Source organism: Ralstonia sp. R-29, from assembly GCF_049913345.1.
Taxonomy (GTDB): domain Bacteria; phylum Pseudomonadota; class Gammaproteobacteria; order Burkholderiales; family Burkholderiaceae; genus Ralstonia.
Map to the genome: position 1 here is coordinate 1,833,001 of NZ_CP184378.1, position 25,600 is coordinate 1,858,600.

Genomic DNA, 25,600 nt, shown 5'->3' on the forward strand with positions numbered 1-25,600 from the left:
CGCGCGATGGCAAACCAACGGTCTGCGCGCCTAGCCAACATCTTCCGCCTCGGCGTCAAGGAGCTGTGGAGCCTCGCGCGCGATCCGATGATGCTGGTGCTGATCGCCTACACCTTCACGCTGTCGATCTATGTGGCAGCTACCGCCATGCCGGAGAGCCTGCACAACGCCTCCATCGCCATCGTGGATGAAGACAGCTCGCCGCTGTCGGCGCGCATCGTCTCGGCGTTTTATCCGCCGCATTTCCGCACACCGGCACTCATTCCGCTCACCGAGATGGACGCTGGCATGGACAGTGGCCGGTACACCTTTGTGCTGGACATTCCGCCCAACTTCCAGCGCGACGTGCTGGCCGGGCGCGCGCCCGCCATCCAGCTCAACATCGATGCCACGCGCATGAGCCAGGCCTTTACGGGAAACGGCTACATCCAGCAGATCGTCTCGGGCGAGGTGAGTGAATTCCTGCAGCGCCATCGCAGTGCGCCGAGCACGCCAGTCGATCTGGTGCTGCGCACGCGCTTCAACCCCAACCTGGAACAGACGTGGTTCGGCTCGTTGATGGAGATCATCAACAACGTGACCATGCTGTCGATCATCCTGACCGGCGCGGCGCTCATTCGCGAGCGCGAGCACGGCACGATCGAACACCTGCTGGTGATGCCCGTCACGCCGTTCGAGATCATGACCGCCAAGGTGTGGTCGATGGGGCTGGTGGTGGTGCTGGCGGCGCTGGTGGCGTTGTTGTTTGTGGTGCAGGGCGCCCTGCGCGTGCCGATCGAGGGCTCGATCGTGCTGTTCATGGTGGTGGCCACGTTGCATCTGTTTGCCACCACATCCATGGGAATCTTTCTTGCGACGGTGGCGCGGTCGATGCCGCAGTTCGGCATGCTGCTGGTGTTGGTGCTGCTGCCGCTGGAGCTGCTCTCGGGCGGCAGTACCCCACGCGAAAGCATGCCTGCGCTGGTGCGCGACATCATGCTGGCCGCACCGACGACGCATTTCGTGGCGGCATCGCAGGCGATTCTCTACCGGGGTGCGGGGTTGTCCGTGGTGTGGCCGCAGTGTCTGGCCATTAGCGGCATCGGTGCCGCGCTGTTTGTTGCGTCATTGACGCGTTTTCGCAAGACCATCAGCCAGATGGCTTAACCGTGGTGTCAGGAGCCGATATGGAATCCGCTACCAACCTTCCCCTCGCGCTCGCCAAGGCGCAATTCACACTCGGCTTGCAAACGCTGGGTCTATTCAAGGCTGCGCGCCAGCGCTGGTATGAACTCGGCGCGGGCCAGTTGGCCGACGATGTTGCCCGCACGGAGTCCGCATTGGCGGAGCTGCGAAGCGCTGACGACTGGCAGGCCCTTGCCGCGTTGCTGCCCAATGCGTTCTGGCAGGCCAGCCAGCGCAGCGTCAGCTTGATGCAGGGCGTGATGCAGACGGCACTGGCCAACCAGGCCAGCTTTGCCACCGACTATCAACGCGCCATGCTGGCGTGGCAGCAGGCATCAGTGCAGGCGCTGAGCGCGGCCGGCAACGCCATGCCGGTGCATACGACGCTGCAAGGTGTGCTGTCGGCGTTTGGTACACCGGCCGATGTGTTCGTCCGCGCGGCAGCGGCGGCGCCAGTGAAAGCGCCTGCGCGCAGCCAGGGCAACGGCCAGCTCCGCGCGGCTTCGTGAGGAACACCATGACACCCGATCCCTTGCCCGTATCTGCCGCACCGCCGCCAGCGTCTCTGCCCGGTGGGGACTTGAGCGTGGTCCGCAACCGCACCTTCGACGAGATCGCCGTGGGCGATACCGCCGCCATCCAACGCACACTCACGGCGGAAGACATCCAGCTCTTTGCCGTGTTGTCGGGTGATGTCAACCCGCAGCACCTAGATGCGGAATTCGCGGCGTCCACACGCTTTCATGGCGTGATTGCGCACGGCATGCTGGGCGGCGCGTTGATCTCTGCCGTGCTCGGCACACGTCTGCCGGGCCCCGGCACGATCTACCTGGGGCAGACGCTGCAGTTTCACGCGCCAGTGCGCATCGGCGACACGCTCACCATCCGCGTGACGGTGACCAGCAAGGACGACGAGCGCAAACGCCTCAAGCTGGCCTGCACCTGCACCAACGACATGGGCACTGCCGTGGCGGGCGAGGCCGAAGTCATCGCCCCCACGGAGCGCATTGAACGCCCGCGCACGACGCTGCCCGACGTACGCATCACCGTCAATGGCAATGGCATCCATCGGCTGCTCGACCACGTGCGGCCGCTCGGCGCGATCCGCACTGCGGTGGTTCACCCGTGCGATGCGCTGAGCCTGTCAGCAGCGCTGGATGCGCGTGCCGAGGGCTTGATCGTGCCATGCCTGGTGGCGCCGCTTGCCAAGCTGACGCACGTTGCCGCCGAGGCCGGGCTCGACCTGAGCGGTGTCGAGATCGAAGACGTGCCGCACAGCAGCGCCGCCGCCGCTCGCGCTGTGGAGCTGGCAACGCAAGGCAAGGTGGAGGCGCTCATGAAGGGCAGCCTGCATACCGATGAGCTGATGGCTGCCGTGGTGCGTGCCGAAGCCGGGCTGCGCACCAAGCGCCGCATCAGCCATTGTTTTGTGATGCAGTCTCCGGCGTATCCGCGCCCGTTCATTGTGACGGACGCCGCCATCAACATTGCACCCACGCTGGAGGAGAAGGCGGACATCATCCGCAACGCCATCGACCTGGCCCATGCGATTGGCGTGGAGCGGCCGCACGTGGCCATCCTGGCGGCCGTGGAGACGGTGAACCCGCGCATGCCCGCCACGCTGGATGCAGCGGCGCTGTGCAAGATGGCGGACCGCGGCCAGATTGAAGGCGGCGTGCTGGATGGGCCGCTGGCGTTTGACAACGCGGTGTCGGCGGCAGCGGCGCGCATCAAGGGCATCGTTTCGGAGGTGGCCGGGCAGGCGGATGTGCTGGTGGTGCCCGATCTGGAGAGCGGCAACATGCTGGCCAAGCAGTTGGAATACCTGGGTGGCGCGGCCAGCGCGGGCATCGTGCTGGGGGCACGCGTGCCCATTGTGCTGACCAGCCGTGCCGATTCGCGCGAATCGCGCATCGCTTCGTGCGCCATTGCCACGTTGCTGGCGCACCGCTACCGCGTGCTGCCACCATGAAGACCGCCATGAACGATGCTATCGTGGTGTTGAACTGCGGCTCGTCGAGCATCAAGTTCGCGCTGTTCGACGCGGGCCTGCACCCACTGCCACGCACGCCGCTGTGGAGTGGCAAGGTCGAGGGTATCGGCGCCGACCATGCCGCAGTCTCGACCAGCGACACGCCAGCACGGCCGCTATCACTGGATGCCGCGCAGCCGTATCACGACGCGCTCGTGCATATCCGCCAGCGCGTTGAGCGTGCCTTGGGGGATCGTCGCCTGGTGGCTGTGGCGCACCGGGTGGTGCATGGCGGCGCCAAGTACTTCGCGCCGGTGCGGGTGGATGCGCATGTGCTGGCCGATCTGCGCAGCTACATCCCGCTGGCGCCGCTGCATCAGCCGTTTGCGCTGGAGGCCATTGAGGCGTTGCTGCACGCCTTGCCCGACGTGCCGCAGGTGGCCTGCTTTGATACCGCGTTCCACCACACGCTGCCGAAGGTTGAGAGCATGTTGCCGCTGCCCTATGCCGCATGGGAGCGCGGGCTGCGGCGCTATGGTTTTCATGGACTGTCGTACGAGTACATGTCGATTGCGCTAGCCGAGCGACATGGCGATGTGGCGCGTGGGCGGACCATCGTCGCGCATCTCGGCAGTGGTGCCAGCCTGTGCGCGATGCAGGGCCTCGTCAGCGTGGCTACCACGATGGGTTTCTCCGCGCTCGACGGTCTGATGATGGGCACACGTTGTGGCGCGCTCGACCCTGGCGCCGTGCTGTATCTAATGGAAACGGAGCACCTTTCCCCTGCGCAGGTCGGGCACGTGCTGTATCACGAGTCGGGCCTGCTGGGCGTGTCGGGGTTGTCGTCCGACCCGCGTGACCTGTTGCCGCGCGAAGCGGAGGACGAACGCGCGCACGCAGCGTTGGCGCTGTATGTGCGCCGCATCGTGCGCGAGATCGGCGCGCTGGTGGCGGTGCTCGGCGGGCTGGATCTGCTGGTCTTCACGGCAGGCATTGGCGAGCACAACGCCGTGCTGCGTGAACGCGTTGTGCAGGCGCTCGGCTACTTGGGGGCGGAATTGGACCGAGCGGCGAATGGGGCCAACGAGGCCAATGCCTCGGTCATCTCGACCACCGCAAGCCGCGTTTGCGTGGCGGTGGAACCGACCAACGAGGAATGGGTGGCCGCGCGTCTTGCAGCCGAGTGTGTCTCAGCGCGCGCGTAGTGCCGTGGGCGGCATGCCCAGCAGCCGCTGAAAGGCGCGGCGCATGCGCTCGGTATCGCCAAAGCCGCATTCATCGGCGACGCGCTGCATCGATGTCGCGCCGCTTTCCAGCGCGGCGCGCGCCGCTTCCACGCGCAGCTTTTCCACCGCCTTGGCGGGCGTGAGCCCGGTTTCCGCTTGAAACGCGCGCGCGAAATGGCGCGGGCTCATGCAAGCGTGCTCGGCCAGGTCATCCACGCGATGCGCATCCGCCAGGTTACGGCGCACGTGGTCCAGCAATGGCTTGAAGCGACCCCGGGCGGAGTCCATTTCGTTGAGCGCCGAGAACTGCGACTGACCACCCGGTCGGCGGTAGTAGACGACGAGTTGCCGGGCGACTGCACGTGCCAGGCGCTCGCCCAAATCTTCTGCAATCAAGGCCAGCGCCAGATCGATGCCCGCGCTGATGCCGGCGCTGGTCCAGACGCGGCCATCGCCATCCCGAATGTAGATGCGGTCGGCTTCCAATTGCACCTGCGGAAACTGGCGCGCGAATTGATCGCTGCGGCTCCAGTGCGTGGTGGCGCGTCGGCCATCGAGCAGGCCGGTGGCCGCCAGCAGCAGGCTGCCCGAGCACACGCTGGCCACGCGCGCCCCGCGGGCTGCACAGCGCTGCACGAAGCGGCGCGTGCGGGCATCGGTCATGGCCGCGTCCACGCCGTCGCCTCCAGCCACGAGCAGCGTATCGACCTGGCTCGCCGGCGGAAACGCGTCGGCCGCCCAGCATGCCCCAGAAGAACTGCGCACCAGCCCCGCTTGCGCGGCTACCGTGCGTAACGCGTAGTGTTCATCCCGATAGCGACTTGCCACCTCAAAGGCAGCCACCGGCCCCGCCGCATCGAGCAGTTGAAAGTCGGGAAAGATCAGCACGGCAATCCGGTGGGTCATGGCAGAAAAAGGGGGGTACACGACATTGCTGCCAAGACGATAGAGCGCGATGCTAGCCAGCGTCAACCACCCACCCGGAGATAGGCACCATGTCAGCTTCCCCATTTACCGTTGTTTTTGCGCTGTATGACCGTGTCACCCATCTCGATTTCACCGGCCCCCACGAAGTGTTCTGGCGCCTGCCCGGCGCGCAATGTGTGATGGCCTCCGTGCGAGGCGACACCGTCCACGCCGATGGCGGCCTCACGTTCAGCAACATCAAGCGGCTGGCCGATATTCCGCGCGCCGATCTGATCTGCGTGCCCGGCGGCTTTGGCGTGATCGAGGCAATGGGCGATGCCGATTTCGTGCGAGAAGTGCGTCGCCTGGCGGACGGCGCGCAGTACATCACCTCGGTGTGTACCGGCTCGCTCGTGCTCGGTGCGGCGGGGTTGCTGCGCGGCAAGCGTGCGGCGTGCCACTGGGCGTGGCGCGATCTGCTGCCCGCATTCGGCGCCACGGTGGATGAAGGCCGCGTGGTGCGCGACGGCAACCTGATCACGGGAGGCGGCGTGACGGCCGGCATCGACATGGCGCTGTCCGTCATGGCGGACATTGCCGGTGCAGAGCATGCGCAAGCCGTGCAACTCGGCATCGAATACGCCCCCGCGCCGCCGTTTGATTGCGGCCGCCCAGAACGTGCGGCGCCGCACGTCCTCGAAGCGGTTACGGAACGGTTGAACCGGCTACGCGCCGATCGCTACGCCGCCGTGCAAGCGGCCGCCCAGCGCATCTGAAGTCCCACTTCGAAGGGGCAGGGCGGATTGCGGCGACAATGGCGTTTTTCTCGAATACGCCCCCGCTCGCATGCACATCCCGCCCGCCCCATCACATGGCCCGATCGGCATCGTGGCCGCCCTGCATCAGGAGATCAGCGAACTGCTCACGCTGCTGTCCGACGCGCAATGCGTGCGCATCGGCAGCCGCGATTTCTGGACCGGCCATCTCGACGGCCGCGCCGTGGTGGTCGTGCTCTCCCGCGTGGGCAAGGTGGCGGCCGCATCGACCACGGTGGCGCTGATCACGCATTTCAACGTGCAGGCTGTGGTGTTTGCCGGTGTGGCTGGCGGGCTCGCACCCGAGGTGGCGGTGGGGGATGTGGTGGTGTCGGCGCAACTGCTGCAGCACGACGTGGATGCCTCGCCGCTGTTCCCGCGCTGGGAAATTCCCCTGACCGGCGTGGCGCGTTTTCCTGCCGATACCGCACTCGTCCAGGCGCTGCTGGACAGCACACACGCCGTGCTGGCGGACCCGCAAGCCTTGCTGGGCGCAGAGGTCATGGCCGCGTTTGGCATCAGCGCGCCGCGCGTGCATACCGGCCTGATCATCAGCGGAGACCGCTTCGTCTGCACCTCGGCAGAAAGCGCCATCCTGCGCCAGGCGCTGCCCGATGCGCTGGCGGTGGAAATGGAAGGCGCCGCGGTCGCGCAGGTGTGCCACGAGTGGGGCGTGCAGTTTGCCGCCATCCGAACGATTTCCGACCGCGCGGATGACGCGGCCAGCGTGGACTTCATGCAGTTCATCGCGCAGGTGGACTCGCGCTACAGCGTGGCGATTTTGCGCAAGTGGTTGTCGATGGCGAACGTGGTTTGAGGCGCGGGGTCACTGCGCTTTCGCCGCAGCGGCATATTTCTCGAGCGCATTGGCCCGCTCGCTCAGGCGGAAGGTGGTGTTCTCCAGGCGCTGCAGGTCATTCAGCGCGCCGTTGCTGTAGATGCGCGATTCAAGGGCGGTCGTCTTGGTATCGAAGTCCTGCCACGCCTGTTGCGCGTTCATCAGCGCGTCTTTCGCATTGCCATTGAGCGTGCCCAGCAGCGTCTTGTACGCGGTGTTCAGTCGCGCATCCTGCGCGGCTTTCTCGGCAGACAGGCATGCGCCGATGGCGTCTGGGCTGTCGCCCGCCTTGTCGACGCAGGCATAAAGGCGCGTTGTGATGCCCTGCGGTGCACGGCGCTTGATGCCGTTGGCGAGGCTCTCCGCCGCAAAGGCCCCGGCACTGTGGGTCAGCAACGCCACGGCAATGGGCAGGGCAAGTGTCTTCAGTGTCGTCAGCGTGTTCAAGAGGTCACTCCTGATCGCGTGTCCGCGCGGTTTGAAGGACTTGCCAGTCTATCGGCTAGCCAGTGCCTCCGCGATCAGCCGGGCAGGTGAGGCCGCAGGTTGCGCAGGGCGTTTTCGACATAGGCTTTTTTCTCGCCGACGGGCGCGACGTAGTGCAGTGCTTCCGCCGCCGCGTCGATCCCTTCCGTGCGCGCAATCACCCAGGCCGCCAGGTACGGCGCGGCAAAACACCCACCCGCTGTCGCCACATTGCCGCTGGCGTAGAAAGGCTGGTTCAACACTTCCACACCGGCTTCCTGCACCCAGGGTTTGGTGGTCAGGTCGGTGCAGGCTGGTACGTTGCCGAGTAACCCCAGCTTGGCCAGTACCAACGTGCCCGAGCACTGTGCCCCAATCAATTGACGCGACGAATCGAGCGCCAGGCGCGCCATCAACGCCGCATCGGCCACCACCTCGCGCGTGCGGATGCCGCTGCCGACGAGGACGGCATCTGCCGTGCGGGTGTCCTCCAGCATCGATTGCGCATGCACCGTCACCCCGTTCATCGACGTGACTTCCCGTTGCGGGCAGCACAGGCTCACGCGCCAGTCCGGCCTCTTAATGCGGTTGAGCACGCCCAGGGCAATGAGCGAATCGAGTTCGTTGAAGCCGTCGAAGGTGAGGATGGCGATGTGCATGGCATTCCTGGCAGGGCGCTTTGAGAACGCCAGCATGCCACGGCGCTGGGCGAGTGCGATCCACTTCCTTCCGCTGGTTTGAATACACTCACACCCCAACAACACCAATCAATGGCTTTGCCACCGGGAGAACCTATGAAGCACTGGCTGAAGGCAATCACAGCATGGGCGATCTGCGTCTGCGCAGCGCTGAACACCACCACCCACGCAGCTGAAATTGCCACGATCACCGTCGCCGTTGGCAGACAGGCGCGCGTGTGGACGCGGGAGGCGCTGCTGCACAACTCACGCCTGGTCGACGTGACCGTGGAAGACGAAAACCTCAAGCGCCGCCTGACCTTCAAGGCGGTGCCCGTCACCGAGTTCTTCAAGGACCAGCCGGCCAGCCCGGATGCCAGCGCCACCACGGCAGCCAGCGATGGTTATGTCTCGCACCTGCCGATGCGCATGCTGCTGGCCGATCGCGCCGACGGCCCGCGCGCCTGGTTGGCGGTGGAAGACCGGGACGCCCCGTGGCCCACGCTCAAGGGGCAGGACATTGGCCCGTTCCGGTTGATCTGGACGGTGCCGGCGGGCAAGGCGGCCTTGGTCAACGAGAGCCTGTGGACGTACAACATCGTGCGCATTGACGTGGCCGCGTTGCCGAGCGAACGCTTTGCCGCCATCCGCCCCGCCGCGGGCCTGCCCGCCGACGGACCAGTCATGCGCGGCTTTGCCACCTTCCAGCGGGTTTGTTTCTCGTGCCACACGCTCAACCGCGCGGGCGATGCCAACCTGGGCCCCGACTTGAACGTGCCGTATAGCCCCGTTGAGTATCTGGGCGACGAGAAGCTGCGCCACCTCATCCGCGATCCGCAGTCACTGCGCTGGTGGCCCAACGCGCGCATGTCCGCCATTGATGAGAAGACGCTGTCCAACGCGCAACTCAACGATCTGCTGGCGTACTTCCACCACATGGCGCAGCACAAGGCGGCGGCCGGGCATTGACAGCCAGTTCGGCACGGCACGTACGCGGTTGCCGGCGTCCCCCCGACCGAGGGGCAGCGATACCCCCGCCGACCGACTAGAACGAAACAAATCCACCTTGGGGGGGCGTGATGCAACGACGTGCGATGAACGTGATGCTCGGCTGCGCTCTGTTGATGGGTCAATCTGCATGGGCAGCTGAGATTCAATGGTCGGTTCTCGATCGATTCCCGCTGTTTCGGGACGCTGACGCATTTCAAAGGATTGTCGAGCATTGGCCTAGCGGTGCTTCTGCATCCTCGTTCGTTGACACTCCAGGGTTTGCGTCGACCGTAGCGCCGCTGTTGCCCGTCGGCCCCAAAGAGACCGCTTGGCGACCGGAAACTGGCACCTACGACAAAGCCATGCTTTTTCGGTCAACGCATCAGATTCAGGCTTGGTTGGTCGGCGTCCCGGGCGACATGGAATGCGCTTGGACCGTCAATGGCACACCGATTCGGAGCTCTCGTTGTGCTGCGAGCCCAAAGCTGGAGATTCAGGCCGGGGCCGCCTTCACGGTGACGGCGACCGCAGCCAATGGAGTCAGAGCCACTCTGAAGGAGCCAAAGATTGCGGAACGATTCATCGTCGCGCTGGGCGATTCGTTCGCATCCGGTGAAGGCAATCCTGATCATCCCGCCAAGTTGGCTGACCTTGTCGCGAGTCAGGGCTGGTTCACGCAGAACAATGCGAAGAAATTCGTTGTCAGCGGTGCGCAATGGTGGGACGAGGCTTGTCATCGATCCTTGCTTTCGTGGCCGGCGCTGGCTGCGTTGAAGCAAGCGATTGAGAATCCGCACGAAGTCGTTCAGTTCGCCTCATTTGCTTGCTCGGGGGCGGAAGTCTATGACGGCGTCCTGAGGGCGCAGGCGGACCCGCCAGGAGTTCACGCGCCGTATCTTGTACAACGTAGCGAAGGCACTCGCGATGGCGGAGCCGGTTATCAACTGCCTCCCGGGCTATGGAATACCGATCCAGCATCGGGGCGCCCCCAGCCACAGGACTACAAGAAGCGGCTCAAGCTGTCGCAGCAGCATGCTCTCGCGCTGCTCATGTGCGACGAGCGCGCAGTACATCAGCACAACAAGACAACGCTCCCCCCAATGCCAGGACTGTCCAAGGACCAGACCTATTTTGGTGACGTTGAGCTGTACACCTGCGATGCACCTGAGCGGCGGCCCGACCAAGTGCTGTTGTCGATTGGCGGAAACGATGTTGGTTTCGGACCGGTCGTCAAGTGGCTCCTCTTTCCGCCAAATGCTGGTGGCAATCTGGTCACGCACATCTTTCGCCAGTTTGGTCTCGATGTGGAGAAACAGGTCGGTCACGTTGTTGCGCCTCAAGACGCGCGACTCAAGATCCGCGTTGCGCTCCCATCGTTATATGGCGACCTAGCTAGTGTGTTGAGCGGACTACACATCACACCCGAATCCGTCACGCTCTTGCAGTATCCAGACCCAACGTTGGGTTCGCCAACCAATCTCGACCAATGCAACGCCCGCACCCGGGATGGCAATTCGCCGTTCCAATTATTCGTCCAACAGAAGACACATAACCCCAATCACCTTTTCGGCATCAATAAGCCGTACTACAACTCTATTCGAGCGGATTTCATCCAACCGCTACAAGAGGTCCAGGCAGAAGCCGCTCGCAGTCTGCAGTGGCAGCGCCTGGACAGCCAACTAGCGTTCGAGCGCGGCGCGACGCCTGCTGACTACTGTGCCGTGTCTACAGCCTGCACAAGGGACGGGTGCGCTTCCGGAGACCGTGTTAGGTGGTGGGCACGCCCGGCGTATTCCGACGCGCAACAGTTTGCCCGCTTGTCCGAATTCGACGCGTATGACGCCACACGTTCCCGTGGCATGCGATACGGCGTCGATGCACTCCTCACGGGGATCGGCGTTCAAGAGGGCTCGAATTTGCTCAAGGTCGACTGGATTAGCGGTTCCGCACATCCGACCGCCAATGTGCATGCGCGCATTGCAGATCGTGTCTCGCCGTTGCGTGGTGGTCCGATTCAGGCATTCACTGCACGCGAGACGCAGTAGCGCACGTCTTCCCTGATTTACCCCATCGCCCACGCAACCAGCGTGGCGATGGTGTTCATGTTGCGTGCCGTCCCGGTTTTTGCCGCGGGAATCTTCAGCTTGGAGTCCGCCATGCCGTCGCCGTAGTGCACGAAGATCTCGCGGGTGCCCAGCGCCATCTCTTCGGTCTTGCGGCCCGTGGCGGCGGCCAATGCGTTAGCGGGCGGTGGGGCATCCAGAAAAATGGCGACGGTGCGGTTGGGTGCTGCCGTTTTGAAGGGATTCGCCTCCAGCACCGCCGCCAGTTCCGCCCCCGTGCGCACCGCTACGCCGACGGGCTTGCCGGCGTAGTCCTCCAGGCAGCGCTCCAGCTTCGCCTTGACCGCGGCTTCTGACAGCCGACTCTGAAACACCACGTTGCCGCTCGCAATGTAGGTGCGCACACCCGTCAAGCCGATGGATTCACACATGGCGCGCAGGTCGGCCATCGGCAGCTTGCCGGTACCGCCAACATTCACGGCGCGCAGAAAGGCGACATAGGTCGGCATAGGGCGAAAAATCTCCTTGTTTTGTCTGTCAACTGAGCAATCGCCCATATTTGAATACATTTTGTTACTGGTTTGACGGGAATGTATAACCCGAGACGCCATGCGCCCGGTATTCTCCGCCGCACATCCATTGAGCCAGGGTGAGCCCACCAAACGGGGCGTGCATCCGGCATTTGCGTATCAGGAGAACTCACCATGTTGAAGAAAATTGCCCCGACGTTGGTCATTGCAACGCTCGCCGGCCTGACGGCGCTGCCGGCAGCCGCCGATGATTTGCGCAATGCGCTGGGAGGCGCACTGGGCGGTGCGGGTGGTGCGGCCGTGGGTGGTGCGATCGGCGGCCAGACCGGTTCCATCGTGGGTGGTGCGATTGGCGGCGGTGCCGGCGGCGCGTTGACGGCGAACGGCCGCGAGCGCAAGGGCGCGATTGTGGGCGGTGCATTGGGCGGCGGCGTGGGCGCGGCTGCGGGCAACGCCATGGGCGGTCATGCGGGCGGCATCGTTGGCGCGGGCCTGGGCGGCGGCGCGGGTGCGGCACTGGGCGGCAACGTGCAGCGCAATTCGTACTCGGACCATGGCGATCATGGTCGCCGTCGTCACGGCAAACATCATCGCCATTGATGTGGCCTGCGCCGGGAGCCCGTGTGCTCCCGGTTGCGTAGATTTGCCCTCCTTGCATCAGCCGCTCGGCTGATTGCGTGCAACGCGCACGGCTTCCTCCAGCACATCGTTGAAGCGTGGTTGTGGTTCCGCCTGCCGTTCCCGCGCAGGCGGTCTACCATGGATCGATGCTGCTACCCAGGAGGCCACCATGACGCAACGCTTCGACGCCATCATCATCGGCACCGGCCAGGCTGGGCCACCGCTGGCCGCGCGCCTGTCCGCCGCAGGCATGAAGGTTGCGATCGTCGAGCGCGGCCGCTTTGGCGGCACCTGCGTCAACACCGGCTGCATTCCAACCAAGACCCTCGTGGCGAGCGCTTATGCAGCGCACATGGCCCGGCGCGCTGCCGACTATGGCGTGGTCATCAATGGCACCGTCACGGTGGATATGCAACGCGTGAAGGCGCGCAAGGACGAGGTTTCCGGCCGCTCCAACCATGGCGTCGAGCAGTGGGTGCGCGGCCTCGAGCACGGTACGGTCTTCCAGGGGCATGCGCGCTTTGAGAGCGCACGCACCGTGCGCGTGGGTGACGACGTGCTGGAGGCCGAGCGCATTTTCATCAACGTCGGTGGGCGCGCGTTGGTTCCCTCCATGCCGGGGCTCGATGCGGTGCCTTATCTCACCAACTCGACCATGATGGACGTGGACTTCCTACCCGAGCACCTGATCGTGATCGGCGGCAGCTACGTGGGATTGGAGTTCGGGCAGATGTACCGGCGTTTTGGCTCGCGGGTGACCATCATCGAGAAGGGCCCACGCCTGATTGCGCGCGAGGACGAAGACGTATCCCAGGCCGTGCGCGAGATTCTGGAGGCCGAAGGCATCGATGTGCAGGTCGGTGCCGATTGCTTGCACGTGCGGCGCGAGGCGGACAACGTGGTCGTCGGGCTGGACTGCGGCGGCGGTGCGCGCGAAGTCTCAGGCTCGCATCTGCTCATGGCCGTGGGGCGCGTGCCCAATACCGATGATCTTGGCCTGGACAAGGCCGGCGTTGAAACGGATGCGCGTGGCTATATCCGGGTGGACGAGCAATTGCGCACCAACGTGCCCGGCATCTGGGCCATGGGCGATTGCAATGGGCGCGGCGCCTTCACGCACACGTCATATAACGATTACGAGATCGTTGCGGCCAACCTGCTCGACAACGATCCGCGCAAGGTGTCGGACCGCATTGCCGCGTATGCGATGTACATCGATCCGCCGCTGGCGCGCATTGGACTGTCCCTGGCGGAGGCCAAACAATCCGGCCGTAAGCTGCTCGTCGGCCACCGCCCGATGACGCGCGTCGGGCGCGCCGTGGAGAAGGGCGAGAGCGCAGGCTTCATGCGCGTGGTGGTCGATGCGCAGAGCCACGAGATTCTGGGTGCGTCCATCTTCGGGGTGGGTGGGGATGAGGTCGTGCATGCGCTGCTGGACGTGATGTACGCCAAGGCGCCCTACACCACGATCAGCCGCGCCATGCACATCCACCCGACCGTGTCTGAACTCGTGCCGACGCTGTTGCAGGAGATGCAGCCTGTGTCGTAGCGCCAATAAAAAGGGCGCCAGTCCGGCGCCCGATGTCGCTGTTGCAGCCGACGTTCCGCTCAGGGCACGATCGACAGAAACAGGTACGACGCAAAGATCGCGAGGTGCACCACGCCTTGCAGAATGGTCGTGCGGCCCTTGCCCAGCGTGAGCGCAGACACGATCAACGTGAGCACAAGCAGGACCATCTCCTTCGGCCCGAGGCCCAGCTCCAGCGGCCGACCGATCCAGATGAACACGGCCGCCACGGTGGGAATCGTCAGCCCGATGCTGGCCAGCGCAGAACCGAGCGCCAGGTTCAGGCTGGTCTGAATGCGATCGGCATTGGCCGCACGCAGGGCCGCCAGACCTTCAGGCAACAGTACCAGCGCCGCGATGACGATACCGACCGCCGCTGCCGGTGCGCCCGCGCTCAGCAGCGCCGCTTCTACCGACGGCGACAGGATCTTGGCCAGCCCCACCACGGCCACCAGGCTCACCATCAGCAGCACCGTGCTCGACAGGGCGATGCGTGTGGGCGGCGGCGGGGCGTGTACGTCTTCGTTCGAGCCTTCCGCGAGGAAGTAATCGCGGTGGCGGATGGTCTGCACGATCACGAAGCAGCCGTATAGCACCAGCGACGTCACCCCCGCAAAGCCGAGCTGCGAAGGTGTCAACACCGGCCCCGGCGTGGAGCTGGTGTAGTTGGGCAGCACCATGGTCAACGTCACCAGTGCAGCCAGCACGGCCAGCGCGGCATTGGCGCCCGGCGCCTGGAACGCTTGCTCACGGTGGCGCAGGCCACCCACGAACAGGCACAGCCCGACGATGCCGTTGCAGATGATCATGACCGCCGCAAACACCGTGTCGCGCGCCAATCCGGCCTTCTCGGGCCCGGACGACAGCATGACGGAGACGATCAGCGCCACCTCGATCACCGTCACGGCAATGGCCAGCACGAGCGTGCCGAACGGTTCGCCCACCTTGTGCGCGACCACCTCGGCGTGGTGCACGGCGGCGAAAACGGCGCCGGCCAGCGCCAGCCCCATCAGCGCGATCAACCAGCCAGGCGGTGTCATGAGTGTGCCGGCCACCAGGACCGCCCACGCAAACACGGGGCCGGCGATGGTCCAGGCAGGCAGCTTGTTGGAAGTCAGGGCCACGGAGTTCTCCTTGTTGTTGTCCTCAAGGCCCGCGAGCAGCAGCGGGCGGAGGGGAATGCGGAAGTGGCCCCGACTATAAAGCATGCGCCGGGACTTCCTTGCCCCGGCGGCAAAACCTCACATCATTTTGCGGCGATTATTTTGCGGCAGAGACGGCCGACACTTCCTGGCTCCAGTAGCCCGGCAATGCGCCATATGGGTTCGGCAGACCCTTGGAGGTGACATACACAGCGCCGGCGCCCAGCGCGGACGCGTTTTTCACAAACGTCGGCATCTGCGTGGAAGACGCGCTGTAGACGATATGCGCGAAGCGGCTGACCGGGTAATTGGCCTGCCACGCCAGCGGCGCGTACGACTTGTAGTACTTGGCGGCGTCTTCAAACACCACGAGCTGGTCGGCTACCGGCAGGCTGGCGTAGATCTCCGGCACGTTGGTCCCAGGGTTGCCCGTGACGGTGTAGGCGGTCGACAGTCCCTTGATGTAGTTGTAGACCGATTGGTAGAACTGAACGTTCGAGGTCACGCTATCGTCGGTCATCTCGTCGATGAAGAAGCCGTCGACCTGGTACAGCGCCTGATAGGTGTTGATGTCTTGCACCACGGCCGACAGCGGGCGCTGCGCGTACGAGGTCGACACATAACCGATCACCTTGCCGCCCGCGGCACGTACCTTGGCCACCGCCGCGACGTAGTTGGCGTCTTGCGTGGTGCCCGGGCCGCTGTTGGGGTTGAGGATGACGGTGGTTGGCACCGTTTTGGCGTTGGCGGCCAGCGTGCTCCACTGTGTAGCGCCGGTGCCGGATGGATAGATATACGCCGGCACCAGTAGCCCTTCGGCCTGCGCCAGCGGTGCGCCGGCAATCGCCCCGGCCACCAGGGCCATGGCGGAACATGCGATGCGCGCCAGCTTGGCCTTTGCGCTGCCCCCCAGCGATGCTACGAGTGTTGCGGCAAATGTGGGCGTGCGCCCACCTGTTTTCGTTGTTTTCATGGTGTGCCTCCTGATCACGCTGAATCTGCGTGTCAATTGGCCCGCCGCCATTGCAGGTCAACGGGCAACTGGCTGACTTCCCCCGATGGAAGTCCCTATAGCTTTGCGTCGCCGGATCACTCCGGTTTTGCCAAACTTCTCCTGAGCCAAAACCCCAAGCCCATTAGGCGGAGACTCTACCGGGGCCATGTCTGTGCAGCAAACACAGATTGCGCAAACGCACAGTCAATGATTGTGAACGTTGTCGGAAACCGACGCCGCATGCCTATCCGCCGTGCCGACCATTGACGTGCGGAAAAAGACGCATGGACTTTTTCGTATCCGTGCCCGCGCTGCGCCACACCACCCAAAACCCGCTGACGCCGGCAGAGGCAACACCTATATTGTTGGATAGTCAGAAAAGCGTGCCGCAGCAACGTCCTGCCTGCGAGGGCGCTCACGGAGGCACCATCCAACATGCAGACCGACGAGATCCAGCTACGCCAGGCATCCCCAGACGACTGGAGCGAGGTGGCCGCGCTCCTCCGGCGCTGCGGGCTGCCAGCGGACGATACCCAGGACAGCATCGAGGCGTTTCATGTGGCGCTGGACAAGGGCCGCATCATCGGCTGCGCGGCGTCGGAACAGGGCGGTCGGTCCATCGTGGTGCGCTCGGCAGCGGTCGACCCGGTCTACCGGGATCGCGGCGTCGCCAGCCGACTGATCGAAACGCTGCTGCTGCGGGCGCGTGGCCTGGGCGCACGTGAAGCCTATCTGCTCACGACGACCGCGCCAACGTACTTTGCGCGCTGGGGCTTCTCGTTGTTTCCGGTAGAGAAGGCGCCGCCCGAGGTGCGGGCTTCGGCGGTCTTCCGCAATGCAGAGCGCACGTCGGCGTTGTGCATGCGGTGTGATTTGCGGTAAGTCCTGGCAATCGGTCCAACGGCATCTCGCCTTGGGCCGCGCGGCGCTGGCGTGCGGCAAGCAGTTGCGGAGACCGCGTGCGAGAATCCTCTACCGCGCATATCGCGCCACTCCCAAGGAGACCCCGATGACCGCATCTGCTGCTGTATTCGCCATTCTTGTTGCGTTGCTGCTCGGAGCGATGATCCCCGGGCCGAGCTTTGTGCTGGTCGCGCGCAATGCCATTGGCCTGTCGCGCCGCGATGGCTTGGCCACGGCGCTCGGGATGGGCGCGGGCGCGCTGTTCTTCGGTGGCCTTGCGCTGGCGGGGCTTTACACGCTGCTGCAGGCCGTCGAGTGGCTCTACATCGGCCTGAAGATGGCCGGTGGCGCTTATCTGGTCTATGTCGCCTGGAAGATCTGGCGTGGCGCGCCCCACCCGATTGCGATGGACGAGCGGGCGGCAGCGCCGGCTGGCAACGCACACAAGTCGTTCTGGACGGGCATCACCACGCAACTGAGCAATCCGAAGACGGCGATCTGGTACGGCAGTATCTTTGCTGCCCTGCTGCCGCAGCACCCGCCGGTGTGGTGCTATTTTGCGCTGCCGCCGCTGGTGTTTCTGGTGGAGTTCGGGTGGTACACCATCGTCGCGCTGTGTTTTTCGAGTCGCGTGCCGCGCGAGATGTACCTGCGTGCCAAGGCCTGGGTAGACCGCGTGGCCGCTGTTGCGATTGCAGCGCTCGGGCTGCGCCTGATCCTGACGGCACCCAAAGTGGGGTTGTGAGCGCGGGGCGGTCTCTATACCGCTGCCGCAATCCTGTCCCGCAACCACTGATGGGCCGGGTCCCGATGCACGCGCTCATGCCACAGCATCGACATCTCATACCCCGGCACTTCCACGGGCGGTTCGACGGCCTGTAACGCAGTCGCCCCCCGCATGAGCCGCTCGGGCAGCATCGCCACCAGGTCGGTGCTGGCCACCGCCGTCATCACAAACAGGAAGTGCGGCACCGACAGCGCCACGCGCCGGGTGGCGCCGGTGGCCTTGAGCGCGTCGTCCGTCACGCCGAAGAAGCCGCCGCCATCGGGCGACACGATCACGTGGTCGAGCGCGCAGAACTGTGCGAGCGTGGGTTTGCGCTTGAGGCGCGGGTGCCCGGCGCGGCCGACCAGTACGTAGCGCTCCGTAAAAAGCGTGCGGCGGCGCAGGCCGAGCGGCGCGCCATCGGTGGTGTGAAAAGCCAGGTCGATCTCGCCTTGCTCGGCCTGCTTCTCGATGCGCGGCGGCACCAACTCGAGCACAGCGAGCCGCGTGCCGGGGGCGGTGGCACGCAGGCTGTTGAGCGCGGGCAGCACGATGGTGGATTCACCGTAGTCGGTGGCGGCGACGCGCCAGGTGTTGGTGGCCTGGGCGGGCTCGAACGGGCTGGTGGGCGCGACGGCCTGCTCCAGCGCTTCGAGTGCCTGCCGCAGCGGCTCGCGCAGCGCTTCGGCGCGTGCCGTGGGGCGCATGCCGCGCGGGCCGGGCAGCAGGAGCGGGTCGCCAAAGATGGCGCGCAACTTAGCCAGATGCACACTCACCGAGGGCTGCGAGAAGTTCAGCCGCTCTGCCGCACGCGTGACGTTGTGCTCGGTCAGCAGCACATCGAGCGTGACGAGCAGGTTGAGGTCCAGTCGTCTGAGATTATTCATGGCTATGGCTGGAATATTGAACATTCATTTCCAATATACCTGCGCCGCCTGCATTCTGGGGTCATCTCATCTGGGAGTTGCCACCATGAATGTTCTGATCGTCTATGCCCATCCCGAGCCCAAATCGCTGAATGGCGCGCTCAAGGATTTTGCCGTGCAGCGCCTGGAGGCCGCGGGCCACACCGTACAGGTGTCTGACCTGTATGCCATGCAGTGGAAGGCCGTACTGGATGCAGCCGACAGCACCGTTGCGCCGATTGGCCCGCACTTTGATCCATCGCTCGATTCCAAGTACGCCTTCGAGCATGGCCTGCAAGCCGCCGACATTGCCGCCGAGCAAGCCAAGCTGCAATGGGCCGATGCGGTGATCCTGCAGTTTCCGCTGTGGTGGTTTTCCATGCCGGCCATCCTCAAGGGTTGGGTCGAGCGCGTGTATGCCTACGGTTTTGCCTATGGCGTGGGCGAGCACTCCGACACCCATTGGGGCGACCGTTACGGCGAAGGCACGCTGGCGGGCAAGCGCGCCATGCTGATCGTCACCACGGGCGGTTGGGAATCGCACTACAGCGCGCGGGGCATCAACGGCCCGATCGACGACATCCTGTTTCCGATCCAGCACGGCATCCTGTACTACCCCGGCTTTGATGTGCTGCCGCCGTTCGTGACCTACCGCACCGGCCGCACCGACCCAGCGCGCTTTCAGCAGATGACGGAGGCACTCGGCCAGCGGCTCGATACGCTGTTCACCACCGCGCCGATTCCGTTCCGCCGGCAGAACGCTGGCGACTACGAGATTCCCGCGCTGACGCTGCGGGCAGACGTTGCCGCCAACCAATCCGGCTTCGCCGCGCACATCGCTTAATCGCCGCTAGCAAAACCCTCCTGGCGTCGTTGCGCCTCCCGCAGTGACGAACATTCGGTACGACTTGTACTGTCTGCGTCGGCGCGCCTAGCCAGGACCGCTTCGCTGGGTTTTGTTAGCGGCTCTAAGCCCTGACGCTACAATTTCCCGCTCGACCTTCCGGCGGCGCGCTGTGTTCAACATGGCGCGCCGCCGTGTTTGTTTCTCCGTCTGGGTTCCTTCCTCGCATTGCACACTGGCATGACGTCTCACGCGGTCCTCACCGGTCTGATCAACTTGCTGCTCGGCATGGGCCTGGGCGTGGCGGGCGGGCTGCTGGGCATTGGCGGCGGGCTCATTGCCATCCCGATCCTCGGCTATCTGTACGGCATGGATCAGCACTTGGCGCAGGGCACCGCGCTGGTGATGATTGCGCCCAACGTGCTGATCGGCTTCCTGCGGTATCACCAGCGGCATCCGGTGCATTTGCGCTCGGTGGCGCTGATCTGCGTGTTCTCGATGGCGGCGACGTATGTGGCCGCGCGCTTTGCGGCAGGCTTGGACGCGCATCATCTGCATACGGCGTTTGCGGTGTTTTTGATCGTGCTGGCGGTGTACTTTGCCTCGCAACTCAAGGACAAGGCCGGTGCCGCACACGAAGCCGACCACGCTGCTCCCCACGCCATGCCAACCGCCGCGCTGCCGCTGATGGGCATTGCCAGCGGCGCCATGTCGGGCATCTTCACCGTGGGTGGCGGGCTGGTGGTGGTGCCGGCACTGGTGTCGTTCTTCGGCATGGCGCAGACGCGTGCCCAGGGCATGGCGCTCGCGCTGGTGGTGCCGGGCACGTTGATCGCGCTGGCTACGTATGCCCACGCGGGGCACGTGGACTGGGGTACGGGCGTGCCAATGGCTATTGGCGGTATCGCGAGCGTGTCTTGGGGCGTGGCGCTGGCGCACCGGTTTTCTGCGCTGCGCTTGCGGTTGGCGTTTTGTGCGGTGCTGCTGGGCACGGCGCTGGTGATGTTGCTGGTCAAACCAGCGTGACCGCGCTTTCCTGAAGAGGGGTGCGAGTGTTAACGCGCTTAACACAAGTTGCGCCGGTGCGGCGGCTTGCCTATTCTCGCGGGCATACCGGCGGCCTGATCCCACACCGCCGGTCCAGCTATCTCTCGGAATTCCCATGTCTCAAGATCTCAAGACCCGTCTGGGCGGCGTGCTGACGCTCATCCTTGGCGCCGCAATCGGCTGGTTCTTCATTCTCGGCCCGCTGCATGAGGCCCAGGCCGGCGCGCCATCAGTGCGCTACTCGCTCAAGGCGATGGTGCTGGTGCCGGCGTGCCTGGTTTTCGGGCTGGCGTTTCTGGTGGGCGGCGACAAGCTGGCCTATCGCGACGCGCAGAACAAGCGCCTGACGCCCATCGGTTGGGGGCTCGTGGCGGTTTTCGGGGTGGTGGCGGCGCTGTGCTACTGGTGGTTCAAGCAGCAGTTTGCGGCGCTGGGTTACGCGGGCTAACAGGAGGCTGGCGTGGGCATGCTCGACGATGATCTGCTTCACTTCGAAGCCCACGGCGCAGCATCTTTGCCTGCCGCTGTGCAGCACGGCCATGTCGCGCACGATGGCGCGCGCCTCTGGTACGCAACCTTCGGTGCCGGCGCGCCGGTGATCCTGCTGCACGGCGGCCTGGGCCATAGCGGCAACTGGGGATACCAAGTGCCGGCGCTGGTCGCCGCTGGCTACCGCCCCACAGTCATCGACAGCCGCGGCCATGGCCGCAGCACGCGCGATGCGCAGCCCTACTCTTACGAACGCATGGCCGCCGATGTGCGCGCTGTCATGGGCGCCATCGGCATCGAGCGCGCCGCATGCATTGGCTGGAGCGATGGTGCCTGCACTGCGCTCACGCTCGCCATGCAGACACCCGAGCGGGTGAGCGGCGTGTTCTTCTTTGGCTGCAACATGGACCCAAGCGGGGCCAAGCCCTTCCAGCCCACGCCCGTCATTGACCGCTGCTTTCGCCGCCACCGGCAGGACTACACAGCCTTGTCGGCCACGCCCGATGATTTCGATGCCTTTGTCGCCGCCGTCACCGCAATGATGCAGACGCAGCCGAATGCCACCGCACAGGCGTTGGCAGCGATTCGCGTGCCCGTGACCATTGCAAACAGCGAGCACGACGAGTTCATCCGGTCCGAGCACGCGCAGTATCTTGCCGCGACTATTCCTGGCGCACGGCTGGTGCAGCTGCCGGGTGTGAGCCACTTTGCGCCGTTACAGCGCCCGGCGTTGTTCAATGAGGCGGTGCTCGCCTTTCTGCACGATTTGGGTGCCGATTGTGGCGCGGCCGGTTGAGGCCATTGTCTCGGCCGGGTTTGCGCAAGCGCCGGGCGTTATCCACAGAAACGGTGGGTAAGCCTGTGGATAACGATGCCCGATCGCGGCGCCACGCGGTTTGGCGTTCGTTGCTGACTGCGTAGGCAAGCAGCGTTGGTGCCCGTGTCTTTTAGCTGACGGTATCGGATGTACCCGGCGTGCCATAGGCGGCCTTGATGGCCTTGTGCCGCGCTTCCATTTCCTGGCGCAGGGCGCGGCGCTGCTGGGCAGCCTCAAAGCGCTCCTTTTCTTCCGCGTTGGCGGGCGTGAGCGGTGGCACATCGGCCGGTTTGCCGTTGTCGTCCACCGCCACCATGGTGAAGTAGCAGCTGTTGGTGTGGCGCACGACCTGGTTGCGGATGTTTTCCGTCACCACCTTGATCCCGATTTCCATCGACGTGCGGCCGGTGTAGTTGACCGACGCCAGGAACGTCACCAGCTCGCCCACATGAATCGGCTGGCGGAACACCACTTGGTCCACCGACAGCGTCACCACATAACGGCCCGCATAGCGGCTCGCGCACGCATAGGCGACCTGATCAAGCAGCTTGAGAATGTGGCCGCCGTGCACATTGCCGGAAAAATTGGCCATGTCGGGCGTCATCAGCACGGTCATGCTGAGCTGGTGGGATTGCGTATTCATGGGGGCGTTGAAACAGAAAGGATGGGGAAAAGCGGTGCGCAGAAATGGGTACGCAGTAGCGTGCCATTGTGCCGTGCCCGGCGCATCTTGTGCGATATCGCGCGAAATTTGATGGCACCGCGCTACACCAGTGGGTTCGGCCATGCTGACCAAGGTGCGGGTCGGCAGCAAGGTGCGTTTCATTGCCGAGCAGATCAACGGTGCGCTGACCGTGACTGCGCCGCAGCCGGCGTGAGCATCGTTTGATCCTGCGCAGGCCCGGCGGCTTTGATGCAGCGCTGGGTCTGCACGTGGAGGGGCGGCGCGCTACACTCTTTGTCTTTCGCCGTCTCTGACCGATCTTTCCGCCATGACCGCGCCCGCTTCCAAGCCCCCCCACGCGCATCCGCTTTCCGCTGAACAGCTAACCTTCTTTAACGAGCACGGTTACCTCGTGCTGCGTGGGCTGGCCAGCCAGCAGGCGTGCGCCGCATTGCTGTCCGCCGCGCAGGATGCGCTGGCCCACGCGGCGGCGCCGGTGGAACTGGAAACGGATGTCGGTTATGCCGGTGCGCCAACTTCGCGCGAGGCCGAAGGCGGCCATACCGTGCGCCGCCTGCTCGATGCCGATTCGCGCGGCACGCCGTATACGGAATGGGCACGCGATACACGCGTGGCCGGCGCGATCGCGCAACTGATCGGTAGCCCCGTGCGTCTTTCGCTGGCACACCACAATTGCGTGATGACCAAGCACCCGGCGTTCGGCACGGCCACGCATTGGCATCGGGACAGCCGCTACTGGTCGTTTGCGCGCAATGCGCTGGTGTCATCGTGGCTGGCGCTGGTCGAAGAGACCGTCGACAACGGCTGCCTGTGGGTGATTCCCGGTAGCCACACGCTCGAGCTGCCCGCTGAGCGTTTCGACGAGAAGCTCTTCCTGCGCCCCGACGTGCCCGAAAACCGCGAGTTGATCGACACGGCGCGCCCGGTACCGCTGCTGCCGGGTGATGTGCTCCTGTTCCACTGCAACACCTTCCACGCCGCGCGCGCCAACCAGACGGGTGCGGTCAAGTTCTCCGCCGTGTTCACTTACTACGGGCCGGACAATTACCCGCTGCCGAATACGCGATCTTCGGCGCGCCCCGATCCACTGGTCGGCTGAGGTGACTGGGTAGGGCTCCAACGTTTGCCTTCACCCGTTTGTAGGTGCGCGGCGGACAGATTTGTGTCACGTGCCTTTGCTAAGGTGGACGTCCAACAACGACACACGGGGAAAACCATGCCGATTCAGGAAGTGACCCACGGGCCGCATGTGATCCTGATTGATCCGCTGCAACGTGACGACCGCCGCTGGACGGCGCGTTTCCAGGTCTGCCGGGCAGGCCATGTCGTCTGCGACTGGGAAGACATTGAAATGCCCGAGGGCTTTGTCTCCGCCCAGCTTGCCCTCAGCGCCAGCGTGCTGCTGGCCGAGCACCGGTTATCCAGCTTGCCGCACTAGCGCACCGGTCACGCCGGTCAAGAAAACGCCCGCCATGCAGCGGGCGTTTTGCTGTGCGCGATCCGCTCACATTCTCAAAGCGGATGCGTCAGCAGGCTGTGGATCGTGCGCACGCCACTCACGTAATTGCCCATGCGCAGATTTTCATTGGCGGCGTGCTGATTGTTGTCGGCATTCACCAGCGGAATGATCGCAAACGGCACTCGCAGTACGCGCACGATTTCTGCCGTGGGCACCGTGCCGCCCATCATGCGGATGCGCACCGGCGCGGGTGTGGCGCCAAAGCTGTCCGTCAGCGATTGATACGCCCATTTGCCGACGGCAGCGTCGATGGGCGAGCCGGCGGCGTCTGCGCCTTCGCTCTGGTACGAGAAGGTGGCGAGCTTGTCGTAGCGGCTGCGTTCTTCGTCGGTGGGCGTGTCTTTCACCAAGTGGTAGCCCTGGCGCACGATGTGCTGTTCGATCTGCTTGCCGAGGTAGGCGGCGGTGGAATCGGGCGTGGTGCGCAGGTCCAGCTCGGCGACGGCCTTGTCGGGCACGATGTTCGCCACCTTGTCGCCCACGGCGGCAGAGGCCATGCCGCGCACGTTCAACGACGGATACTGCATCGCCTCCTGGTAGTTCGCGCCGACCTTGTCGGCATGCGCAATGCCGAGGCGCTTGTTGAGCGTGGCCTCGTCATCGGGCACGGCCGCCATGATCTTGCGGTCGGCCTCGCTGATCTTCACGTGATCGTAATAGCCCGGCACCGTCACGCGGCCCTGGTCATCCTTCATGCTGGCCAGCAGGGTCGCCAGCCGCTGTGCGGGGTTGGGCGCGTAGTTGCCGTAGTGGCCGCTGTGCAGTGGCACCTTGCCGCCGTACACGGTGAGCTTGGCCTCGGCGGCGCCGCGGTTGCCAAACACCAGCGTCGGCAGGTTGGTGGCGTGCATGGGGCCGTCGTGGATGACGATGGCGTCGCAGCGCAGCAGATCACGGTTGGCCTGCATGACCTGGCTGATGGACGGCGAGCCCTTCTCTTCCTCGCTGTCCAGAATCACCTTGACGTTGACGGCCGGTTGGGTGCCGCTGGCCTTCAGCGCGTCGATGGCCGCAAGCATCATCATGATTGGGCCCTTGTCATCGGCGGAAGCCCGGCCGAACACGCGCCATTCCGGGTCCAGCGGGCCGTTGAAGAGCTGGGCCGAGTCGATTTCTTCCCAGCTACCTTGCCCATTCTTGCGCTTGAGCACCGGCGTCCACGGGCTCTTCTGCGCCCACTGCGCGGGAATCACCGGCTGTCCATCGAAGTGCATGTAGAACAGCACCGTCTTGCGCGCGGCGTCGGCTTTGGCATCGGCATTGGGCAGCTCGGCATAGAGCATGGGCTTGCCGTTGTTGGCCAGTTGCCGCGTGGTGAAGCCGCGTTTGCGGAAGGCCTGTTCCAGCCAGTCGGCATTCTTGCGGATGTCTTCCGGCGCGATGGCGTCGTTGGGCAACGACAGCAACTCGAAGTAATCGCGGTAGGTGGCCTGCGCGTAGCGTTCGGCATCCGCTGGCGAGAGATCAGCAGCGGCGGTCAGGCTCGTGGCCCCGAGCGCCAGCAGCGCGGCGAGGTAGGGCAGTTTTCGGACAGGGGCGAACGGAAGGGGCATGGGAACACTCGCGAGTGGCTGGGAACGATCGCAGTCTGCAGACATGCCATCGTTTTGCCAACCCGCATGTCCTCGGGATCAGTAGCGTTTCAATACGCGCCT

General features: G+C 64.8%; 27 protein-coding genes and 1 riboswitch. Of the genes, 18 read left to right on the forward strand and 9 right to left on the reverse strand.

The annotated features are described in order from the left end of the window. The first annotated feature begins 6 nt into the window (after positions 1–6). The 4 genes from ACN9M1_RS25400 to ACN9M1_RS25415 are packed head-to-tail and all read left to right on the forward strand — an operon-like array spanning position 7 to position 4,341. A complete protein-coding gene (locus ACN9M1_RS25400; protein WP_426399627.1) occupies positions 7–1,146 on the forward strand; it encodes an ABC transporter permease in 1,140 nt (379 codons plus the stop codon). Between the two features lie 20 nt (positions 1,147–1,166). After that, positions 1,167–1,673: a hypothetical protein gene (locus ACN9M1_RS25405; RefSeq protein ID WP_426399628.1), complete on the forward strand. Its 507-nt coding sequence runs from the start codon at positions 1,167–1,169 to the stop codon at positions 1,671–1,673. A gap of 8 nt (positions 1,674–1,681) precedes the next feature. Beyond that, positions 1,682–3,136 carry a bifunctional enoyl-CoA hydratase/phosphate acetyltransferase gene (locus ACN9M1_RS25410; RefSeq protein ID WP_426399629.1) on the forward strand — a complete coding sequence of 485 codons (1,455 nt, stop codon included), beginning with the start codon at positions 1,682–1,684 and terminating at the stop codon, positions 3,134–3,136. Positions 3,137–3,144: 8 nt separating this feature from the next. Then, a complete protein-coding gene (locus ACN9M1_RS25415; protein WP_426399630.1) occupies positions 3,145–4,341 on the forward strand; it encodes an acetate/propionate family kinase in 1,197 nt (398 codons plus the stop codon). On the opposite strand, the gene ACN9M1_RS25420 is transcribed toward ACN9M1_RS25415, so the two are convergent. Beyond that, positions 4,327–5,268 carry a GlxA family transcriptional regulator gene (locus ACN9M1_RS25420; RefSeq protein ID WP_426399631.1) on the reverse strand — a complete coding sequence of 314 codons (942 nt, stop codon included), beginning with the start codon at positions 5,266–5,268 and terminating at the stop codon, positions 4,327–4,329. The genes ACN9M1_RS25415 and ACN9M1_RS25420 overlap by 15 nt on opposite strands. An 89-nt stretch (positions 5,269–5,357) precedes the next feature. Here ACN9M1_RS25420 and ACN9M1_RS25425 point away from each other — a divergent pair, with 89 nt between their 5' ends. Next, positions 5,358–6,044, forward strand: a complete 687-nt coding sequence (locus ACN9M1_RS25425; protein ID WP_426399632.1) for a DJ-1/PfpI family protein — start codon at positions 5,358–5,360, stop codon at positions 6,042–6,044. Between the two features lie 70 nt (positions 6,045–6,114). After that, positions 6,115–6,900, forward strand: a complete 786-nt coding sequence (locus ACN9M1_RS25430; RefSeq protein ID WP_426399633.1) for a 5'-methylthioadenosine/adenosylhomocysteine nucleosidase — start codon at positions 6,115–6,117, stop codon at positions 6,898–6,900. Positions 6,901–6,909: 9 nt separating this feature from the next. On the opposite strand, the gene ACN9M1_RS25435 is transcribed toward ACN9M1_RS25430, so the two are convergent. Both ACN9M1_RS25435 and ACN9M1_RS25440 read right to left on the reverse strand, forming a co-directional pair. Further along, positions 6,910–7,368, reverse strand: coding sequence for a lysozyme inhibitor LprI family protein (locus tag ACN9M1_RS25435; protein ID WP_426399634.1), 459 nt, complete (start codon positions 7,366–7,368; stop codon positions 6,910–6,912). A gap of 74 nt (positions 7,369–7,442) precedes the next feature. Further along, complete coding sequence (locus ACN9M1_RS25440) at positions 7,443–8,045, reverse strand: DJ-1/PfpI family protein (RefSeq protein WP_426399635.1); 603 nt, start codon at positions 8,043–8,045, stop codon at positions 7,443–7,445. 135 nt (positions 8,046–8,180) lie between these two features. Between ACN9M1_RS25440 and ACN9M1_RS25445 the strand changes: the two genes are divergently transcribed. Both ACN9M1_RS25445 and ACN9M1_RS25450 read left to right on the forward strand, forming a co-directional pair. Then, entirely contained in the window at positions 8,181–9,032 is an 852-nt protein-coding gene (locus ACN9M1_RS25445; protein ID WP_426399636.1) for a c-type cytochrome, read from the forward strand. Between the two features lie 125 nt (positions 9,033–9,157). After that, positions 9,158–11,098, forward strand: coding sequence for a hypothetical protein (locus ACN9M1_RS25450; RefSeq protein WP_426399637.1), 1,941 nt, complete (start codon positions 9,158–9,160; stop codon positions 11,096–11,098). Positions 11,099–11,115: 17 nt separating this feature from the next. Here the strand turns inward: ACN9M1_RS25450 and ACN9M1_RS25455 are convergent, their stop codons facing one another. After that, positions 11,116–11,625, reverse strand: a complete 510-nt coding sequence (locus ACN9M1_RS25455) for a DUF1697 domain-containing protein (RefSeq protein WP_426399638.1) — start codon at positions 11,623–11,625, stop codon at positions 11,116–11,118. 195 nt (positions 11,626–11,820) lie between these two features. Here ACN9M1_RS25455 and ACN9M1_RS25460 point away from each other — a divergent pair, with 195 nt between their 5' ends. Together ACN9M1_RS25460 and ACN9M1_RS25465 are read left to right on the forward strand one after the other, a co-directional pair. Continuing rightward, positions 11,821–12,246, forward strand: coding sequence for a hypothetical protein (locus tag ACN9M1_RS25460; protein WP_426399639.1), 426 nt, complete (start codon positions 11,821–11,823; stop codon positions 12,244–12,246). Between the two features lie 190 nt (positions 12,247–12,436). Beyond that, entirely contained in the window at positions 12,437–13,816 is a 1,380-nt protein-coding gene (locus ACN9M1_RS25465; protein WP_426399640.1) for an FAD-containing oxidoreductase, read from the forward strand. Positions 13,817–13,875: 59 nt separating this feature from the next. On the opposite strand, the gene ACN9M1_RS25470 is transcribed toward ACN9M1_RS25465, so the two are convergent. Together ACN9M1_RS25470 and ACN9M1_RS25475 are read right to left on the reverse strand one after the other, a co-directional pair. Then, positions 13,876–14,958 (reverse strand): calcium:proton antiporter, encoded by a 1,083-nt coding sequence (locus tag ACN9M1_RS25470; protein WP_426400733.1) that lies wholly within the window; start codon positions 14,956–14,958, stop codon positions 13,876–13,878. A 136-nt stretch (positions 14,959–15,094) separates the two neighbouring features. After that, a complete protein-coding gene (locus ACN9M1_RS25475; RefSeq protein WP_426399641.1) occupies positions 15,095–15,949 on the reverse strand; it encodes a spherulation-specific family 4 protein in 855 nt (284 codons plus the stop codon). Positions 15,950–16,009: 60 nt separating this feature from the next. Then, positions 16,010–16,091: riboswitch (cyclic di-GMP riboswitch) on the reverse strand. Between the two features lie 314 nt (positions 16,092–16,405). On the opposite strand from ACN9M1_RS25475, the gene ACN9M1_RS25480 reads away from it, so the two are divergent. Next, positions 16,406–16,852 (forward strand): GNAT family N-acetyltransferase, encoded by a 447-nt coding sequence (locus ACN9M1_RS25480; RefSeq protein ID WP_426399642.1) that lies wholly within the window; start codon positions 16,406–16,408, stop codon positions 16,850–16,852. A 127-nt stretch (positions 16,853–16,979) separates the two neighbouring features. Next, positions 16,980–17,618, forward strand: coding sequence for a LysE family translocator (locus tag ACN9M1_RS25485; RefSeq protein WP_426399643.1), 639 nt, complete (start codon positions 16,980–16,982; stop codon positions 17,616–17,618). A 14-nt stretch (positions 17,619–17,632) separates the two neighbouring features. On the opposite strand, the gene ACN9M1_RS25490 is transcribed toward ACN9M1_RS25485, so the two are convergent. Further along, positions 17,633–18,526, reverse strand: coding sequence for a LysR family transcriptional regulator (locus ACN9M1_RS25490; RefSeq protein WP_426399644.1), 894 nt, complete (start codon positions 18,524–18,526; stop codon positions 17,633–17,635). Positions 18,527–18,611: 85 nt separating this feature from the next. Between ACN9M1_RS25490 and ACN9M1_RS25495 the strand changes: the two genes are divergently transcribed. The 4 genes from ACN9M1_RS25495 to ACN9M1_RS25510 all read left to right on the forward strand — a co-directional run bounded on the left by ACN9M1_RS25495 (position 18,612) and on the right by ACN9M1_RS25510 (position 21,720). Then, on the forward strand, positions 18,612–19,388 hold the full coding sequence (locus tag ACN9M1_RS25495) for an NAD(P)H-dependent oxidoreductase (protein WP_426399645.1): 777 nt from the start codon (positions 18,612–18,614) through the stop codon (positions 19,386–19,388). Between the two features lie 240 nt (positions 19,389–19,628). Further along, complete coding sequence (locus ACN9M1_RS25500) at positions 19,629–20,414, forward strand: sulfite exporter TauE/SafE family protein (protein WP_426399646.1); 786 nt, start codon at positions 19,629–19,631, stop codon at positions 20,412–20,414. A gap of 136 nt (positions 20,415–20,550) precedes the next feature. After that, positions 20,551–20,883: a hypothetical protein gene (locus ACN9M1_RS25505; protein ID WP_426399647.1), complete on the forward strand. Its 333-nt coding sequence runs from the start codon at positions 20,551–20,553 to the stop codon at positions 20,881–20,883. Between the two features lie 12 nt (positions 20,884–20,895). Beyond that, the gene (locus ACN9M1_RS25510) at positions 20,896–21,720 is read left to right on the forward strand and encodes an alpha/beta fold hydrolase (protein WP_426399648.1); all 825 of its coding nucleotides are present in this window, start codon (positions 20,896–20,898) and stop codon (positions 21,718–21,720) included. 151 nt (positions 21,721–21,871) lie between these two features. On the opposite strand, the gene ACN9M1_RS25515 is transcribed toward ACN9M1_RS25510, so the two are convergent. Then, complete coding sequence (locus tag ACN9M1_RS25515; protein ID WP_426399649.1) at positions 21,872–22,384, reverse strand: acyl-CoA thioesterase; 513 nt, start codon at positions 22,382–22,384, stop codon at positions 21,872–21,874. A 349-nt stretch (positions 22,385–22,733) separates the two neighbouring features. On the opposite strand from ACN9M1_RS25515, the gene ACN9M1_RS25520 reads away from it, so the two are divergent. Together ACN9M1_RS25520 and ACN9M1_RS25525 are read left to right on the forward strand one after the other, a co-directional pair. Next, positions 22,734–23,525 carry a phytanoyl-CoA dioxygenase family protein gene (locus ACN9M1_RS25520; protein WP_426399650.1) on the forward strand — a complete coding sequence of 264 codons (792 nt, stop codon included), beginning with the start codon at positions 22,734–22,736 and terminating at the stop codon, positions 23,523–23,525. 117 nt (positions 23,526–23,642) lie between these two features. Beyond that, positions 23,643–23,864: a hypothetical protein gene (locus ACN9M1_RS25525; protein WP_426399651.1), complete on the forward strand. Its 222-nt coding sequence runs from the start codon at positions 23,643–23,645 to the stop codon at positions 23,862–23,864. A 74-nt stretch (positions 23,865–23,938) separates the two neighbouring features. Here the strand turns inward: ACN9M1_RS25525 and ACN9M1_RS25530 are convergent, their stop codons facing one another. Beyond that, positions 23,939–25,498 carry a M20/M25/M40 family metallo-hydrolase gene (locus ACN9M1_RS25530; protein ID WP_426399652.1) on the reverse strand — a complete coding sequence of 520 codons (1,560 nt, stop codon included), beginning with the start codon at positions 25,496–25,498 and terminating at the stop codon, positions 23,939–23,941. Between the last annotated feature and the right edge of the window lie 102 nt (positions 25,499–25,600).